The following is a 17,636-nucleotide window of genomic DNA, read 5'->3' as shown; positions in this document are numbered from 1 at the left end:
CGGATAATTCCTATAAAATAAAGAAAATTCTATCTACATTGTTACAATCAGGAAGAAGTTACTCAAAAATGAGCACTTACACAAACGCAAAAGCGTTAAGCGACTTAACACTTGGAAAAGCAACAGAGTATTGTAGTCAATATAACGCAGAATTACTGCAGGCGGTACCAAGAAGCTTAAATAGAGACAGCTTAGGCATAACCGCTGATAAACTCCCCTTTATTGGTGAAGATGTTTGGTACGGTTATGAGCTTTCATGGCTAAATGATAAAGGTAAACCTGTTGTTGCGGTTGCTGAATTTAGTTTCCCATGTACAAGCCCCAACATTGTTGAGTCAAAGTCATTTAAGCTGTATTTGAATAGCTTTAATCAATCTACATTTTCCTCGTGGAAAAGTGTTGAATCTGCATTAACTAATGATTTATCGGCCACGGCAGGAGCTACTGCAGAGGTAAAGCTATTTCCTGTTAATAACTGCCCTGCACTTAATTTATCAGGTGATACAGCAATATGCATAGATGATCTAGATATTGAAGTTAACCAATACCAATTAACGCCTGAGATATTAATAAATGCCAGTCATGCTCAAGGCGATAATGTAACAGAATATTTAGTTTGCCATTTGTTGAAATCAAATTGTTTAATTACTAACCAACCTGACTGGGCAAGTGTTTATATAAAATACAAAGGTAAGAAAATTTGTCATGAAACATTATTAAAATATTTAATTTCGTTTCGCCAACATAATGAATTTCATGAACAATGTGTAGAACGCATATTTTGTGACATAAAACGTTTATGCCAAATAGATAGCCTAACGGTTTTTGCCAGATACACACGTAGAGGTGGTTTAGATATTAATCCTTTTCGCTCAACAATTGATAAAAAAGCACCGAAACTAAGAACACTCAGACAATAAGTAAAAGCAATGTACAATCTTTGAGCAATCAGGGGTTTGATATGCACTTATGCTAACTTTTTATGCACTTATGTTTATTATTAACATATACTGAAAATAGAGTTTTATCTGTAATGCTAAAGCTATATTTTTAAAAGCACACCCAGTGCTATTTTCATCATATCGTATTTTAGGGAAGATTTTTTATGAGCGAAATTTCTGTTGCCGAAAAAACAATTAAAACTTTAAAATCTCGGCTTGAGTCCGCTATTAACGCTCGAAGTGAAATAGAAAACGAATTTAGTGCACAGTCAGCCTTGTTAACCAGCTTTATTGGAAAATTATCACAAGCCTGTAAAGGCACTGACATATTGCTTGATAATAAATTAGCTAAATTAAGAACAACCCTAAAAACATCAACCAGCTTCACAGATTTAGACAAAGACATTAAAGCTATATCGACATTGTTACGACAGCACTCGCTAAAAAACGATAAAAATAGCATTGAAATACATGAACAATTAAATGCTTCCAGTACTGGTTTGCAAAAAGTCAAAAAATTTCCAAAGGAAAATCGTCATCAGCTGCAAGCACTAATCGGTAAAATAAAGCAAAGCCAATCGTCATTAATCCAGTACATACCAATAATGAGCGAATTTATTGCCTTTTATGAAAGTATTATACATCAGCAAATTAATAAACCCGCAGAGCAAGCACTAGCTCCTAACAAGTTAGTTTCACTCAGCTCAATCAATAAAGTTAGCACGAATGAGTTAACCGAAAAAACCTTAGTTACAGAACAAGTTGTTCCAAAAGAGTTAATAGGGAGATTTAGTTCAATCCTAAATACCTTAGTGCTTTCAAATAAGCATAAAGCCGATATCACCAAAATTAAATCGAGTTTACACGGCCCAGTTTCAAACCAACTATTAATGACAAAGTGCTTAAATGTTTTCGATTTTATGATTGAAGATTTAGAGCAAGAGCGCAGTAGAGCTAAAGTGTTTTTATCAACACTCAGCGAAACACTAAGCTCTGTTCAAGTTTCAGTAAGCGCAACTATTGTTAGTTCATCAAAATGCAGTGTGCAAAATGCAAAAATTAATAAAGAACTTACTGATAAAATAAACGCAGTGAGCATTGGCATTATCGACGCAGGCTCGTTAAGTGAAATGAAAGTCGATGTTAATGATAAAATTCAGCAAATTGCTAAAACATTAGAAAACAAAACTAAGTTAGAAGAAAAACAAAGTTTAGCTTTGCATGAAAAGCTAAATAATATGTCAGCACAGGTCGAGCAATTAGAAAAACAAAGTAAGGTTTTTGAAAAACGTATTCAAGAAGTTCAGGCTAAAAGTTTCCAAGATGCCTTAACTAAACTAGCTAATCGGGCAGCATTTGATGAATTTTTTGCAAAAGAAATAGTCCGATTTCACCATAAACCGTTTGATTTAGCGATAACTGTTATTGATTTAGACGACTTTAAACGTATAAATGACACTTATGGTCATACCGCTGGTGATAAAACTCTGCAGGTTATTGCCGATACCTTAACAAAATTTATGAGTAAAGATGTTTTTATTAGCCGATATGGAGGTGAAGAGTTCGTCTTAATTTTTAAAGGTGTAGACAAAATAACTGTGATGAACAAACTCAACATGTTACGTAAAAAAGTGTCAAGTTTACCTTTCACTTTCAAAGGTACCCGTGTCAGTATTACCTTCTCCATCGGCGTAACTTTGGTTCAAAGAGATGACAATGTTCACTCGGCATTTGAACGTGCTGATACCGCACTTTATCAGGCCAAAAATGATGGCAAAAATAAAGTGATATACGGGTAAAATAAAACGAGGAAGTTGAATAATGCACACCCAAGTTAATCCCGTAGGTAAAATGAACTTACTGTCACAAGCAGAAGTTGATCACTTGCAGCAATCCGCAACTAGTGAGCTCTATAATCTTTATCGTAATTGCTCTTTAGCCGTACTTAATGCCGGCAGTCATACCGACAATGCTGAAGATATTTATCAACAATTTCTAGACTTTCAAATTCAAGTATTACGACGTGAACGTGGTGTGAAGTTAGCATTAGATAACCCGCCAGAACATGCATTTGTTGACGGTGTTATTATTAAAGGTATTCAAGAACACCTTTCTGCAGTATTACGCGATATATTATTTATTGGCGACTCTTACAATGCAAAAGCAGTTGAAAGTACGACTAATGTTATCTTCGATATGTTACGCAATGCCAACGCCATAATTCCTGACAGTTCACCAAATTTAATCACTTGTTGGGGTGGACATTCCATTAACAGCACTGAGTATAAGTATACTAAAAAAGTCGGCTATCACCTTGGCTTACGTGGTTTTAATATTTGTACTGGTTGTGGTCCTGGCGCAATGAAAGGCCCAATGAAAGGAGCCACGTTTGGTCATGCCAAGCAACGTAATGCTACTGGTCGCTATTTAGGCTTAACTGAGCCAAGTATTATTGCCGCAGAACCACCAAACCCTATCGTCAATGAATTAGTTATTATGCCCGACATTGAAAAACGTTTAGAAGCGTTTGTTCGTATGTCGCATGGTATTATTATATTCCCAGGTGGTGCTGGCACAGCAGAAGAATTACTTTATATTCTGGGGATTATGCTGCACCCAAAAAATCAATCACAAAAATTACCCATTATTTTAACAGGGCCAATTGAAAGCGCAGAATACTTCGAGCAGATAGACAAATTTATTGCCGCTACCTTGGGTGAATCAGCTCAACAACTCTATACAATAATTATCGACGATCCGGAACAAGTCGCAAAAACATTGAAATCAACCACTGAAGATGTGGTCGCTCATCGTAAGCTTACCGGCGACTCTTATCATTTTAATTGGTCATTAGTTATTGAACCAGAATTTCAACAGCCATTTGAGCCAGATCATAAAAATATGGCTTCATTGAATTTACATTATGACCAAAGCATAGCGTCATTAGCGGCCAACTTACGTCGCGCATTCTCTGGTATTGTTGCAGGCAATGTAAAAGCGAGTGGTATAAAAGCAATTAGAGAAAACGGCCCCTTTGAAATAAGTGGTGATAGTAAAATGATGGCTTTAATGGATACACTATTAAATTCTTTCGTTAAACAACAAAGAATGAAACTGCCCGGCAGTAAATATGTTCCTTGTTATACAGTCATTGAAGGTTAGGTTTTATGACGGTCCACTTGGTATTAATTGATGCATTAAATTTGATCAGAAGAATTTATGCTGTGCAAGAGCGGCCTTTTTTGTTAAACAACGAATTGGCGGATAATACCAAACAACAAGTTTTATTTAATACCGCTAAAGCATGCGAACAAGCATTACAAAAGATACTAGAACAATTAGAACCTAGCCATGCATTGATGGTTTTTGATTCTCAAGCCCCCTGCTGGCGCTATGATATTTTTCCTGACTATAAAAAAGGCCGTAAAAAAATGCCTGAGCATTTGGCCGATAAACTACCTGATATTCAAGACCGCTTTATGAAACACTTTGTTGACTCTTTAGTTTCAGAAGCAGACGAGGCTGATGACTTAATTGCTACCTTGGCGATCAAAGTCGCATTACGGGGTCAAAATGTCACTATAGTGTCTACAGACAAGTGCTTTTTGTCGTTGCTAAACCCTAATATAAAGGTATATGACTATTTTAATCGACGTTATTTGGACGAAGAGTATGTGTTAAACAAATTCACTGTAAAACCAGACAAGTTAATGGATTTATGGACGTTAACCGGAGACAACACGAATAAAATACCAGGTGTAGCTGGCATTGGACAAGTAACCGCCTCACAACTACTAAATCAATATGGTTCGATTAAAAGTATACTGTGCGCCACAGACTTAAAAAGTAGTATCAGTGAAAAACTATCACAGCATGATGAACAAATAGCATTAAGTCGCAAACTACTCACATTAAAAATTGATATTCCTTTAGGTTTTAATCTTAAAGATATAAGACTACCAAGTGAAAATGGACTTGCCAGTAGTTAACAATCTGGTAACATCACAGCACGATAAAAAATCATCGTAATGTGGTTCACTATAATGGCATTGTAAATAATTAGTGGCTAAAAAATAGCCAGAGTTTAACTATTACGAGTCACAATAAGTACATAATATTAAAATCATCGGTCAGAAAGGTTCAAGGATTAAAAGTGAATAAAAAAATTATCGCTAGAATATTAGTCGCATTAATAGCATATGGTATATTTGTCGCACTAGTGATGAATTTTTACGATGACAGCCCTGCAAAAATGCAGTGGGAAGACCGAGAAGCTTATAACCGACAATTTATAGCTAAACTTGAATTGAAGAAGTTTAACTTTAATAGCGCTATCGAACAGCTTGGCAGTCCTGACATTACTGAGGCTAAGTTAGTCAATGAAAGAAGTTACCAGGTGAGTTTTTACCGTACACAACACGTAAAATCTGATGGCATCACTACACAAGATGAGTGCACAGCATTATTGTTTACCGACGGCATACTAACGGCGATTGGAAAAACAGCCTATCAGCAGTTCAAAGCGTTTTAACTCGCCTAAGTTTAACTAGCCTTAAGGCTTTATCTTTATAATCAACGACCAGATATTAGTCTGCACATACACTAGGTCGTTGGTTAATCACTAGGTCGTTGGTTAATCACTAGGTCGTTGGTTAATTTTAGGCTGTTAATCAAGCTAAATCAACCAGGACAATAAATCATGTTTTTAGCTAACATTCGATTGCTAAAGCCTTATCACTGTTAATTTCCGTACTGAAAATATCACTTTCGAAGCTCAACACTCAATATAAACCTTACATATAAAACTAAGACTAAAGTTTAACGCTAAAATTTACTAACTGCTCCGATTAGTTGCTATAATTGCAGCCATTAACTCGGTTGAATCTTTAACAGCAGTGCCACTTAAAACGTATCTGCTAGTAATTTTTTTATATGTAACCAATAGCACTCGATTCTCGCAATTCAAGAAAAGTAATACTCAAAAGGTAATAAAACAATGGCAAAACAAATCATAACAGTGATCCCAGGCGATGGTATAGGTCCAGACATTATAGACGCGACTATCAAAGTACTTGATAAAGCTGGCTGTAATTTTGAATATGAGTATGCTGACGCTGGCTTGACAGCCTTGGAGAATCATGGCGATTTAGTGCCAGAATCAACATTAGCGCTGATTGAAAAAAATAAAATCGCCCTCAAAGGTCCATTAACAACACCCGTAGGTGATGGATTTACATCAATTAACGTAACTTTACGTAAGCATTTTCAACTCTATGCAAATGTTCGTCCTGTGCTGTCGTTTAAAGGCACTAAAGCTCGTTATGAAAATATTGATATCATTACTATTCGTGAAAATACAGAAGGTATGTATTCTGGCCTAGGGCAAACAGTTTCAGAAGATGGCAATTATGCTGAAGCAATGAGCCTTGTTACCCGTGAAGGTGCTGAACGCATTGTTACCTTTGCCTACGAAACAGCAATAAAAGAAGGTCGTAAAAAAGTAACGGCTGTTCATAAAGCGAATATATTAAAATCTACATCAGGCCTATTTCTCAAGGTTGCCCGTGAAGTAGCCGCACGTTACCCACAAATTGAATCAACAGAAATGATCGTAGATAACTGTTGTATGCAGTTAGTTATGAATCCTGAGCAGTTTGATGTCATTGTTACCACCAATCTATTTGGCGATATATTGTCAGATTTATGTGCAGGTTTGGTGGGTGGTTTAGGTATGGCACCTGGCGCTAATATTGGTAATGGCTGTGCGATATTTGAAGCTGTTCACGGTAGTGCGCCTGATATTGCCGGTAAAAACTTGGCTAACCCCACCTCTGTTATTTTAGCTGCCATTCAAATGTTAGAATATTTAGGCATGGCAGATAAAGCCGATAACATTCGTCGCGCTATCACTGAAGTTATCGAAACTGGCGATCGTACAACCCGTGATCTTGGTGGCACACATGGCACCTCAGACTTCACCCAAGCTGTATTAGAACGTTTATAACATTATTTAGCGTTTAAGCGCCAAGTATATATATGAAAACCAAGCCCTATAGCTTGGTTTTTTTATATTCAAGTTATTGATTTCGTGCGCCTGTATGTCTAAAACTCAATAGCGTTAAGTCTATTTATTTGCATACAAGAACTTACCCTACCTTCACATAAAGCTAAGAGATTTATTATTTAGTTGAGGCGAATTCGCATTTATTAAAACCACCACTATACTATGTAAAGTTTTATATGCTGTTAATTGATACTAACGCTATAAAACTGTAATACTAGACTGCTCCAATGATGAAAGTAGTTATATTTAATGCGGTTAATTACTCGTTTTTTCAAATAAAGCGAAAAATTCTAGAGAACTTAAACTAAACAGATCAAAACAAAAGGACTTTGTTATGAATCAATTTCAATGCAAAATTACAGCTATGCTATTCACCTATTTACTTGCAGGTAATAGTTTTGCATCCCTAATAAACTATGATCTACTAACCCTAAATTTTTCACCACACATTAGCTAGGAAAATCCCTACACAGATGCTTTTTCAAGTAATGCAGATGGCTTTCAGATTTATCAAAGAAATATCTATTTAAATATACCCAGCGCGTTGTTAGATAACAGTGGTATAACAATCTCTGATAGTTTAGGCATTATTACTAGCACCAATACACAAGCTTTTTTTGGCATTGTGGATACCGTAAATCAAGACAACCCAAACAATAATGCTGTAGCTAGCTGGCAAGTAGATATCACCAACCTAACCGAAATAATGTTTTTAATTGATATGGCAGCCATGGGCGATTTTGAAAGTAGTGATTGGTTCGAGTGGCGCTATAGTATTGACAACAGTCCATACTCAAGACTTTTCATGGTCTCAGCGATGAAGACATCTCACAGAACTATCGCTTAGAAGATAACAGCCTGCTAACTATAAACGATCCCATGACAGTAAACTCAAAATTACTCAGCAATAAATTTACAGCATTTATTTCATCAATATTAGATACCGGAAATTTATTAACACTTGAATTAAAGGCCAAAGCAAATGGCGGTAGTGAAGTTATCGCATTTCAAAATGTAGTCATTCAAGGAGTATCTAGTACAGTAATAGTGAGTGAATCAAAATCATTAGGAATAATGCTCTTGGCATTACTATTTTTTATAGTAAGTCAGATACTTTCTAGACAAAAAAATGATGATAATCGAACCCGCATTTATGCATAAAAAGAGAAAACGATAAGTGATAGTTTTCACATAGTAAAACGCCCTGAACTTTATAAAAATTTAGGGCGTTTATTCAGATTGCTTTTACTAATATAAGACTTAAATATCTGTTGGAGGAGGAGAAAGCAATCTTGCATGAACGGTTACTTCTTCACGGTCATAATACAAATGTTTAGCAAACAATTCGTACTTAACGTTGTGAAGAGAAAATGCATCTTTCATGGCTTGTAAATCGTCATTAACTTGCTGATAACGGCCTTTCATCGGCAGTTTCAAGTTAAAAATTGCTTCTTGGCACAGCCCTTTTAATAACCACTCGCTCATAAGTTTTGCTACGCGTTGTGGTTTTTCAATCATGTCGCATACTAGCCAATAAACGTTCTTCTTTTGCGGAACATATTTAAAGCCATCCATAGTGCGATGTTTTACTTGCCCTGTTTCCATCAATGACTCAGCCATTGGACCATTATCTATTGACGTTACCATCATGCCACGACGGACCAATTGATAAGTCCATCCGCCAGGCGCAGCGCCTAGATCAACAGCATTCATACCTGATGTTAAACGTATATCCCATTCCTCTTTAGGAATAAAATATAAAAAAGCTTCGTCTAGTTTTAATGTTGAACGACTTGGCGCGGCGTTAGGGAATTTTAAACGTGGAATACCCATAACATGTGGCGAAGTGTTTCGCGCCAGTGAAAAGCCAAATATAACTTCTTTACCCGATAAAAATAACGCATGTAAAACCGCGCCGTCTTTATTACCTTTTTCAGTCAATATTTTTTCTTTTCTCAGTGCTTGTCGCAATGGTACCGCTAATTTTCGACAAAACTTAGACAGCTCTTTACCATCGTTAGTATCTGGTGTTTCCATACGCAAATCAGCGTATTGCCACTTAGTACCTAACGCTTCTACAATCGCTTCAACACGATTGTAATCAGGTAAGTCAATTTTTTCAGTTACCGTGACAAACCATTGGCGAGCAAAAATAAGACGACGTAATGGAATTTTTTCCATTAAGGCTTCGCCCTCTTCAGGTTTATTTAAATGAAAATAAACTACACCCTGATTTTTACTTAGCTCTAAATAGCCATAAACTTCATTCCATGAGGCTTTTTCTTGAATTTCTGCGCCACATTCTTTTTCAAATCCGGGGCGACAGTATAAAACTATTGCAGTCATTTCGATTAATTACCTAACTTTTGATCAAACATTTTAGTACCTGCAAATCCAACCAATAGCCATGCAAGTGCAAATGACAGGCCGCCTGAGGGCGCCAACTTTCCAATACTCAACACATCGAATAAGGTTTTGATATACAAACTGCCACTAAACAACACAATGCCAAGTGCAAACAAAATGCCTGCAATCAATAACATAGCTTTGGAATGAAGCCTATATAAGATAATGGTTAGCATTAACGCCAACGTATGAAAAAACTGATACGTTAATGCTGTTATTAGTCGCTCTTGTGACGCCAAAGGTAGTGATTGTCCACCATGGGCTAACCAAGCGCCGAATAATACAGAAAAACAACCACTGATACCAACAAATATCATCAGTAGTTTAGCAACAGTTATTAATTTCATCGATAAAGTACCTCATTTTATTCACTGCAACACTTTGGTGTTGTATTAAGGTATAACCAGATTTTACCCGTGGCTTTAGATCGTGGTCGCCATCATTAAAAAAATGTAACTGGCATTGCGAAGAAATTGTATATTCATTAATCTCTATCTCGTTACCCAGAGCATCTCTATCCCCTTGCAATATCAGTATAGGTAACTGCGTATCTTGCAGTGGCTCTAACCTTAATTTTTCTGGCTTCTTTACCGGATGAAACGGATAACCTAAGCAGATAACCCCCTGTATTTGATGAGCCGTTATCAAGATTTCATCTCCAGCTAAAGTGGCCGCCACTCGCCCACCCATAGATTTACCACCAATATATATCGGCAAATTTGTAGTGAAATTTGCTATTAATGACTGATAACAATCAATTAACGCGGGCATTCTGTCAGGCGGACGCCTTTTACCATCGAGTTTTCGCTTATCCATAAAAGGAAAGTTAAAACGTAAAACACTTAATTGTTGTGCGTTCATCAAACGCACGAGCTCTTCAAGATACTCATGTTCCATATCTGCACCCGCACCATGGGCAAATATAACTAATGCTTTTGCGTCTTTGGCTTTATTGAGTTTACTACTTACTGACAACTGTTGATTAATCAAACCTTACCCTTTATCAATAATATTTTGTTCATCAGCAACGGTTTGTAGAACCCATTCACGAAAGGCCGCTATTTTGCCTAATTCCAGTTGCTGTTCGCGACAGACAATGTAATAAGAATTTTTACTGACCAACACATCTTTAAAGGGACAAACTAATCGACCACTATCAATATCAGGTTTAGCTAATACACTATGTGCGAGCGCAACCCCTTGTCCATGAATAGCAGCCTGCAACACCATGGCAGAATGACTAAATATAGGTCCATGATTAACATTACCCCCGCTCACGTCAACATGCTTAAACCAGCGCTTCCAGTCTCTTCTCGATGTGTCATGCAACAAGGTATGATTTGCTAAATCTTCAATCTTATTCAATGGTTTTTTACCCGATAATAATAAAGGAGAGCACACGGGGATCAAATATTCGGTATGTAGCTGCTCTGCATGAATACCTTTCCAGCGCCCTCTACCATAATATATGGCTAAATCTACATCTTCGGTAAGCGAATTTTCAGGTTGATCAACCGCCTTTATACGTACATCAATATCAGGATGTAATAAGCTGAAAGTGTTTAACCTAGGCACCAGCCACTGTATTGCAAAGCTGGGTTGCAAGCTTACCGTTATAGCGCCCTTTTCACCGCGAGCTAAGAGTCTTTCAGTAGCGTCATGCAAAGCATTAAAAACATCTTTAATATCGAGATAATACGACTGCCCTTCTTCGGTCAGTAATAAATTTCTATTTTTACGCATAAATAATTTTATGCCTAAATTATCTTCCAAAGCTTTTATTTGATGACTTATCGCTGCTTGAGTGACGAATAATTCTTCAGCTGCCCGGGTGAAGCTCAACTGTCTCGCTGACGCTTCAAAAGCTCTCAAAGCATTAAGTGGTGGGAGTCTGTTCGCCAATCTGCACCTATTGAATCACGTTGATAATGAATATGCATATGCATAATTCACCAGATTTTCGACATAATCATGTCGGATTAGTTTTTCTAATACATAACATTATAATTAGTCGTTTTAAAATTTACCAGCATTACCGTACTATACCCACCATAGATGCAGGACTTCATCTTTACCGCGAATTGATCGGGTGATAATCAAACAGGCTCCCAACCCTTGTTTGTAATTGAAAAGAAAGAGTCCCTAAAGCATCTATACATACTATTGACGTTTTATTACAGGTGACTTATGAACAACATTATTAAATTATCAACTATCGCCATGCTAGCTTTAGTGGCAAATAACAGCCAAGCAACACAATTAGTAAAAGTACAAGCGTTCAACGCCGTTGAACTTTTAGAAATGACTAAACTACATTTAGCAGAATCAATTAAATTGAATACGGTAGTGATTAACCCTATCGAAAAAACGGCTCGTGCTCAAGTAGCAATGAATCGCTTATACACAAAAAAAGACGTTAATAATGTAAGTAAAGTTGAAACGCTTGCTGAATAGTCAGTTTGTCGACATAGCATTAATTTCTATAGAATTAATACGCGTAAATAAAAGGTGCTTAATGCACCTTTTTTGTTATCTAAAGCCAATCGAATCCCACTAAATATAAAAGCCATCAAACAACTAATACAGGGTTAATTAATCTATTGACGTTATCTGAGGATTATCATTTACCTTGGAGGATAAAAGTAACTGATGAATATAGTATTAATACCCCTAATTACATATAGAGAGGTCTAAGGCGGTTTGTTGTAGGTCAGCAGTTATGCCAAAAACATCAATTATATATTATTAGCCACAGGCATTAGTTGTCACATGAAATGACATAAAGCTTTTCAATCAAGTAATCAACTTCAAATTTACGCTGCGCAAATTGTTTATCTTTGATTTTATTTGTCGAAATACACTCAATTTTAAAACCTGAAAATAAGCTTTTTACATCAGTTTCAGTAACCGCAAACGGCGGACCGTTCAATTGCATTTTTGGAAACTCGACTGTCACTAAAAACAACCGCGTCTGCGCCGAGAAGAAAGTTTTTAAGTGCTCAACGTATTGTTGTTGCATGGCTGGTGGTAGTGCGATTAACGCAGCACGGTCATATATCCAATCTATGCTTTCGATTGCCTTTGCAGAAAGCTTAAAAAAGTCACCTTGTAATAATGAAAGCTGCGGGCAAGAAAAGTGTTCAAAATCACCTAAGGTCTGCTGTTGATAAGCGATATTGTGCTCAATAAAAAAGTCACGACAGGCAATTTCACTTAACTCACTACCCGTAACCTTCATAAACCGCGCTAAATACACCATATCGAGCGTTTTACCACATAAGGGCACAAAAACATGCTTATCAGTGCGTAAAGTTAGTTTGTTGAAATAAGAGGATAATAGCGGGTGCACATCACTTTGGTGAAAACCAAGCGTGTTGCGCTCCCAACATTTATGCCAAAAACTATTATCCATTTTTATTATTCAACTGCCGTTATTTATTTGAATAAAGCGATTAACCTGGGAAAATACGATTATTTTGCCAAACTTTACTGATAAAGGCATCGAACGACAAAGACGCGGCTTTTGAAAACTTTTCAGCTAAGCCTTTTTTCGTTGCATATTTAATTTGTACTATTTTATGAGATTTACAACGTGCTTGTAGGTAGTCGTCACTGGTTTGTAATTCATCAACTAGCCCTAAATCTTTTGCTTGCGTGCCAAACCAATGTTCACCCGTTGCCACTTTAGCAATATCTAAGCTTGGACGATGTTCACTAACAAAATTCTTAAATAGCACGTGGGTTTCTTCTAGTTCTTCAACAAATTTTTCACGGCCTTTATCAGTATTCTCACCAAACATGGTTACAGTACGTTTAAACTCACCGGCAGTAAACTGCTCAAAATCGACATCGTTTTTCTTTAATAGTTTGTGAAAATTTGGCACTTGAGCAATAACGCCAATTGAGCCAATGATGGCAAAGGGTGCTGACACTATTTTATTTGCAACACAAGCCATCATATAGCCACCACTTGCTGCTACTTTATCAACAGAAGCGGTAAGTGGGATGTTTTTTTGACGTATACGGTCAAGTTGTGAAGCAGCTAAGCCGTAGCCGTGTACCATGCCGCCGCCACTCTCTAAACGAACAAACACTTCATCGCTAGACTGAGCAACCGTTAATATTGCGCTAATTTCTTCACGTAAAGAACCAACTTCTTTAGCATCAATACTGCCGTTAAAATCTACAACAAATAAGCGTGGCGTTACTGCTTTTTCTTTACTTTCATCTTTGCTGGCTTTCTTAGCAATTTTTGCTTGTTCTTTTTCAGCTTTTTTATCTTTTTTATCTTTTTCTTTTAATTCTTCTTTCGATAATAAGTGATGGGTAATATCTTCTTCCACTTCAGTATATTGCTCAGACAAGTCAGTAATTTCTAACTCACCTTTCTTACCACCTTGCTTCATTGCTGAAGATGCGATGGCAATAATAATAGCAATTACTGCTATAACGAAGGTGATGGCTTTCGCTAAAAACAAGCCGTATTCATACAAAAATTCCAATATTTCTCTCCTAACTAACAAATTAACTTAAGTTAACCTTGCTGTTATGTATTAATGCTAAAAATTATTCTATCTAATAATATGGGGTGATTAGTTTATAAATAAAGGTCAACGATTAAATTATTCAAAAAAGTTAACTTTAAAAATGAGAACAAATAAAAAAGCCCTCAAAAGAGGGCTTTTAAACTTAAGCTAAGCTTAGTCTTGTTTTACAACAGCAGTATCCGTTACTGTGATTAATTGCCCCATGCTCGCAAAGAATGTCGCTACTTGCGTTTGCATCTCTTGAGTTGCTCTAGCACTTAATTCAGCGTCAGGTGATGCTGCAGCAGGACGAGGATCAAGTATTGAACTATGATGGCCATTAATAAACTTCACCACACCAGAGCCTGGCGTTGTTTCGCCAACACTTTGCAAGCCTAAGAAACGAATTATAGGATCAGTGCCGCCCATTGGAGTAAATGGTGCAGTATTCGTTACCGTTTGGTCTGATAGGTTATCGCCACCGTTACCCACGACTTCAATTAAATGCGTCGGTGTTTCAGTCGCAGCTAATGTTTGTATGTAAGCAATCGGGTCACCAGAATCAGTTACCGTTTGGGCTGCAAAAGTAAATTGCGCAAAACCACCATCTAATGTTGCTCTTTGCTCTGCCGATAAACTGTCATAAAAAGCAAAATAGAATTCACTTAATTCTGTTTGGCTATAATTAGCAGGTAAAGTTGCATCAACCGCCGCCTTAAACTCAGGCGATAATTGCAAGGTTAGATTAGATTTTGCTAAACCTTCAAATGCCGGTGAATCAATACCAAAGTTAGCTAACATTAAACCTGGCATAGCTAACGACGTACTAGCAATTTTGAATAAACCATCGATTTGCGGGTTTAAGTCGGTGTTTGCTAGACCAACCGTATTCATTCCGTATATACCACCTAACGAATGGCCTAAAAGGTGAACTTTTGAGCTATCTATTTTAATTGGATTGCCTTCAATATGCACTCCACCTAGGAAGTTCATACCTAAACGTAAACCAAGTAAGTCAGCGGTACTTTGACGCGTATTATCACGCATGGTTAACATGCTGCCTAAGTTTACATAATGTAATGTAGACACTGTACTGGTATTAATATCGTCGACATCATCACCGTTTAAGTCAAAGCCACGGCTGCCATGTAAAGGCTGATCAATAGCAATAGTTGCTATACCAAATAATGATAATATACCGGTAATCGGTAACATTTGTTCTTTAGTCGATGTTATACCATGCACCAACATTGCTACTGGCCAACCGTTTGCAGGTTCTTCTATCGCCTCTAATCCCATACTGGCACGAACAGGGTTAGCCCAAGCTAAATCTGGCGTAGTCATTTGCACATCAATTGGCAACATCGCACTTGTTGCTGGAATTGGGTTGAACTTAGTTAAATTACGTTCGGTATCAATTGCCATAACAGAGCTTAAGTCACGTAAACCAAAGTTCATACAAAAGCCATCATTTGCGTCTAATGGCCCAGTAGGTATTGCCGCTGGGTTTGCAGCTGCTAAACCAGCAAGGGTTGCACCTGAATCACAACGTGCACGCCACCAATCATTAACTGGTGCCAGTGGATTTTCCGCAGAAGGAACACCAGAGTAATATGGCAGTGTAATAGAACCCCGAATATAGTTAGCAGCAGAATATAACGGCACTAATTCTGGAGGAATCAAACCCGTTAAAACAGTAGCAACTGACATACCCGTATCTTGAACACCAATTGCAGGAATGCCCTGTTGAGCATTAGCAAGTAATTGCGGTACACCCGCTGCCATTAAAGATTTAACAGTACTTAAAACTCGTGTTGTAGATTGAGTCGTCATCGCAGCACTATAAATAATAGTGTCGCTGTCAACGCCAGCAGCAACAAGTGCGGCTTCGTAACTGTTAATTGCAGCTTGAAGGCCTAATTGTGATGCATTACCTAAAGGTGAGGTATTAATATCTTGGCGGGCTAGTTCATAAGTACTAGAGCCTGCAATAGCTTTACCATTATTATCACGAAGATTATTACTCATCATCATAATATAAGTTGTTTCAGCTTTAAGCGGTTGAATCGGTATCACAGCAACACTTTTGCCGTCGGCAGACATTTTCGTAGCAAAATCTTGCCCAAAAGTTAGTTCACCAACAATTTTACAAGCAAGACCTCGTGTTACAGGAGTACAATCACTGTCTGTTGCGTCACCACCCATAACCGCTTCAAAAATTCTTACTGACGTAGGATTAGAAACACTACTGCCATCTAAAGAAGTACCTGCTGGGAATTCAATACCAAGAGAGAAAGGTTGAGAAATAGACCAACCGTCAAGTGCACTAATGGCAACAAAAGGGTCTGAGCCATCAGTTGGATCGGCAACTGGAATTTCTAATGTTCCGTCAACGGTACCAGAAAAAATCAAATCATTTGGAATAGAAAGTCCGGCAGCACCTGCTGCTGGATCAAATTTAACGCGTGCTGTTGCTGTTACGGCAGTACCGTTATTTGCAACTTCTTGTTCAACATCTTGTATGGTTTCGTCTTCACAAGCACTTAAACCTAAGGTGCTGGCTATTGCGAGACTGAGTACTAGCTTTTTCATTTTATCTCCCCACTGTCTAGTCTTTATTTTTATAAACTTAGCTGTTTACTAAGCATATATTTATTATTTGCATTATTATTGTTGATTTTTATACCTATCCTAGCATTAACCTCAACTTGTTCGACCAGTCAAACTTAACTCAAGAATAGATCAAGTGCTAGTGATTTTTTGATTTATTCACTGTTTTGTTCCGCAAATGTAGAATACTAACGAAAAACACTCGTCAGCATAGCGGTGAAAGTAGTAGAATTATTAACAAACTTTTTCAGCAATTAATCATATGTTTGACTACGCAATAACACCACAAATTTTAGCAAATAAAACCATTTTAATTACAGGTGCAGGTGCAGGCATTGGTCGCCAATCAGCATTAACTTATGCAGAGCTTGGCGCTACGGTCATTTTATTAGGTAAAACTGTGGCAAAACTTGAAACAGTTTATGATGAAATTATCGCCAAGGGCTACCCTGAACCCGCTATTGTGCCACTTGATTTAAAAGGCGCAACAAAACAAAATTATATTGATTTAGCCGCCACCATTGATAATCAATTTGGCCAGCTAGATGGGGCATTACTAAATGCCTCTATATTAGGAGAGTTAACACCATTTCACCAAATTCATCAACAAATTTGGCAAGACGTTATGCAAGTCAACGTTAATGCACAATTTTTATTAGCTCAAGCAATAATACCTATCCTATTGAAATCTAAAAGCTCTTCATTAGTATTTACCTCTTCAGGCGTGGGTAATAAAGGTAAAGCTTATTGGGGCGCTTATAGCGTTTCTAAATTTGCTACCGAAGGCATGATGCAAGTTATCGCAGATGAATATGAAAACAGCTCGCTTAGAGCCAATGCCATTAACCCTGGTAGCACTAATACAAATATGCGTTCAGTTGCTTATCCGGCTGAGAATAAAGCTGACATTGCCTCTCCTGAAGACATTATGCCACTTTATGTATATTTAATGGCAGACGACAGTAAGGCAGTTAATGGTCAAAGGTTAAACGCACAATAGTGATTAGGCTAATGCATTAAGCTTGGGTACTTAGTTTTTGTCTGGAACAAAAAAACTGACTGTTCATCCTGAACATAAAAGGCCAACAA

17 protein-coding genes are annotated in these 17,636 nt (G+C 37.3%); 10 read left to right on the top strand and 7 right to left on the bottom strand.

The window, feature by feature from the left end:
• Positions 1 to 68 precede the first annotated feature (68 nt).
• The 8 genes from queF to H4J38_RS11505 all read left to right on the top strand — a co-directional run bounded on the left by queF (position 69) and on the right by H4J38_RS11505 (position 8,166).
• Positions 69 to 920: an NADPH-dependent 7-cyano-7-deazaguanine reductase QueF gene (gene queF / locus H4J38_RS11540; protein ID WP_182131940.1), complete on the top strand. Its 852-nt coding sequence runs from the start codon at positions 69 to 71 to the stop codon at positions 918 to 920.
• A 185-nt stretch (positions 921 to 1,105) separates the two neighbouring features.
• Positions 1,106 to 2,740 (top strand): GGDEF domain-containing protein, encoded by a 1,635-nt coding sequence (locus H4J38_RS11535; protein WP_182131939.1) that lies wholly within the window; start codon positions 1,106 to 1,108, stop codon positions 2,738 to 2,740.
• Positions 2,741 to 2,762: 22 nt separating this feature from the next.
• A complete protein-coding gene (gene ppnN / locus H4J38_RS11530; protein WP_182131938.1) occupies positions 2,763 to 4,103 on the top strand; it encodes a nucleotide 5'-monophosphate nucleosidase PpnN in 1,341 nt (446 codons plus the stop codon).
• A 5-nt stretch (positions 4,104 to 4,108) separates the two neighbouring features.
• Complete coding sequence (gene xni / locus H4J38_RS11525; RefSeq protein ID WP_182131937.1) at positions 4,109 to 4,930, top strand: flap endonuclease Xni; 822 nt, start codon at positions 4,109 to 4,111, stop codon at positions 4,928 to 4,930.
• A 164-nt stretch (positions 4,931 to 5,094) separates the two neighbouring features.
• Positions 5,095 to 5,472: a DUF3192 domain-containing protein gene (locus H4J38_RS11520; RefSeq protein WP_182131936.1), complete on the top strand. Its 378-nt coding sequence runs from the start codon at positions 5,095 to 5,097 to the stop codon at positions 5,470 to 5,472.
• A gap of 465 nt (positions 5,473 to 5,937) precedes the next feature.
• Positions 5,938 to 6,945, top strand: coding sequence for an isocitrate dehydrogenase (locus H4J38_RS11515; protein WP_182131935.1), 1,008 nt, complete (start codon positions 5,938 to 5,940; stop codon positions 6,943 to 6,945).
• 604 nt (positions 6,946 to 7,549) lie between these two features.
• Positions 7,550 to 7,852, top strand: coding sequence for a hypothetical protein (locus H4J38_RS11510; protein WP_182131934.1), 303 nt, complete (start codon positions 7,550 to 7,552; stop codon positions 7,850 to 7,852).
• 32 nt (positions 7,853 to 7,884) lie between these two features.
• Complete coding sequence (locus tag H4J38_RS11505; protein WP_182131933.1) at positions 7,885 to 8,166, top strand: hypothetical protein; 282 nt, start codon at positions 7,885 to 7,887, stop codon at positions 8,164 to 8,166.
• Between the two features lie 99 nt (positions 8,167 to 8,265).
• On the opposite strand, the gene rlmM is transcribed toward H4J38_RS11505, so the two are convergent.
• From rlmM to H4J38_RS11485, 4 genes are read right to left on the bottom strand one after another with little or no spacing between them, the layout of a single operon-like run.
• Positions 8,266 to 9,351: a 23S rRNA (cytidine(2498)-2'-O)-methyltransferase RlmM gene (gene rlmM, locus H4J38_RS11500; RefSeq protein WP_182131932.1), complete on the bottom strand. Its 1,086-nt coding sequence runs from the start codon at positions 9,349 to 9,351 to the stop codon at positions 8,266 to 8,268.
• A 5-nt stretch (positions 9,352 to 9,356) separates the two neighbouring features.
• Complete coding sequence (locus H4J38_RS11495; protein WP_182131931.1) at positions 9,357 to 9,758, bottom strand: DUF423 domain-containing protein; 402 nt, start codon at positions 9,756 to 9,758, stop codon at positions 9,357 to 9,359.
• A complete protein-coding gene (locus H4J38_RS11490; protein WP_182131930.1) occupies positions 9,736 to 10,401 on the bottom strand; it encodes an alpha/beta family hydrolase in 666 nt (221 codons plus the stop codon). The genes H4J38_RS11495 and H4J38_RS11490 overlap by 23 nt, the downstream gene beginning before the upstream one ends.
• A 3-nt stretch (positions 10,402 to 10,404) precedes the next feature.
• Positions 10,405 to 11,313: a transcriptional regulator GcvA gene (locus tag H4J38_RS11485; RefSeq protein ID WP_182131929.1), complete on the bottom strand. Its 909-nt coding sequence runs from the start codon at positions 11,311 to 11,313 to the stop codon at positions 10,405 to 10,407.
• Positions 11,314 to 11,598: 285 nt separating this feature from the next.
• On the opposite strand from H4J38_RS11485, the gene H4J38_RS11480 reads away from it, so the two are divergent.
• Positions 11,599 to 11,865 carry a hypothetical protein gene (locus tag H4J38_RS11480; protein WP_182131928.1) on the top strand — a complete coding sequence of 89 codons (267 nt, stop codon included), beginning with the start codon at positions 11,599 to 11,601 and terminating at the stop codon, positions 11,863 to 11,865.
• A gap of 304 nt (positions 11,866 to 12,169) precedes the next feature.
• On the opposite strand, the gene H4J38_RS11475 is transcribed toward H4J38_RS11480, so the two are convergent.
• The 3 genes from H4J38_RS11475 to H4J38_RS11465 all read right to left on the bottom strand — a co-directional run bounded on the left by H4J38_RS11475 (position 12,170) and on the right by H4J38_RS11465 (position 16,529).
• The gene (locus H4J38_RS11475; protein WP_182131927.1) at positions 12,170 to 12,823 is read right to left on the bottom strand and encodes a thiopurine S-methyltransferase; all 654 of its coding nucleotides are present in this window, start codon (positions 12,821 to 12,823) and stop codon (positions 12,170 to 12,172) included.
• 40 nt (positions 12,824 to 12,863) lie between these two features.
• Entirely contained in the window at positions 12,864 to 13,913 is a 1,050-nt protein-coding gene (gene sohB / locus H4J38_RS11470) for a protease SohB (RefSeq protein WP_182131926.1), read from the bottom strand.
• A gap of 198 nt (positions 13,914 to 14,111) precedes the next feature.
• Positions 14,112 to 16,529, bottom strand: a complete 2,418-nt coding sequence (locus H4J38_RS11465; protein ID WP_182131925.1) for a VolA/Pla-1 family phospholipase — start codon at positions 16,527 to 16,529, stop codon at positions 14,112 to 14,114.
• A 280-nt stretch (positions 16,530 to 16,809) separates the two neighbouring features.
• On the opposite strand from H4J38_RS11465, the gene H4J38_RS11460 reads away from it, so the two are divergent.
• Positions 16,810 to 17,547 carry a YciK family oxidoreductase gene (locus tag H4J38_RS11460; protein ID WP_182131924.1) on the top strand — a complete coding sequence of 246 codons (738 nt, stop codon included), beginning with the start codon at positions 16,810 to 16,812 and terminating at the stop codon, positions 17,545 to 17,547.
• Positions 17,548 to 17,636 lie beyond the last annotated feature (89 nt).

This window comes from Colwellia sp. BRX10-3, from assembly GCF_014077505.1.
Classification (GTDB): domain Bacteria; phylum Pseudomonadota; class Gammaproteobacteria; order Enterobacterales; family Alteromonadaceae; genus Cognaticolwellia.
Note: the sequence above shows the minus strand (reverse complement) of the source record. Positions and strands in the feature narration are given on the sequence as shown.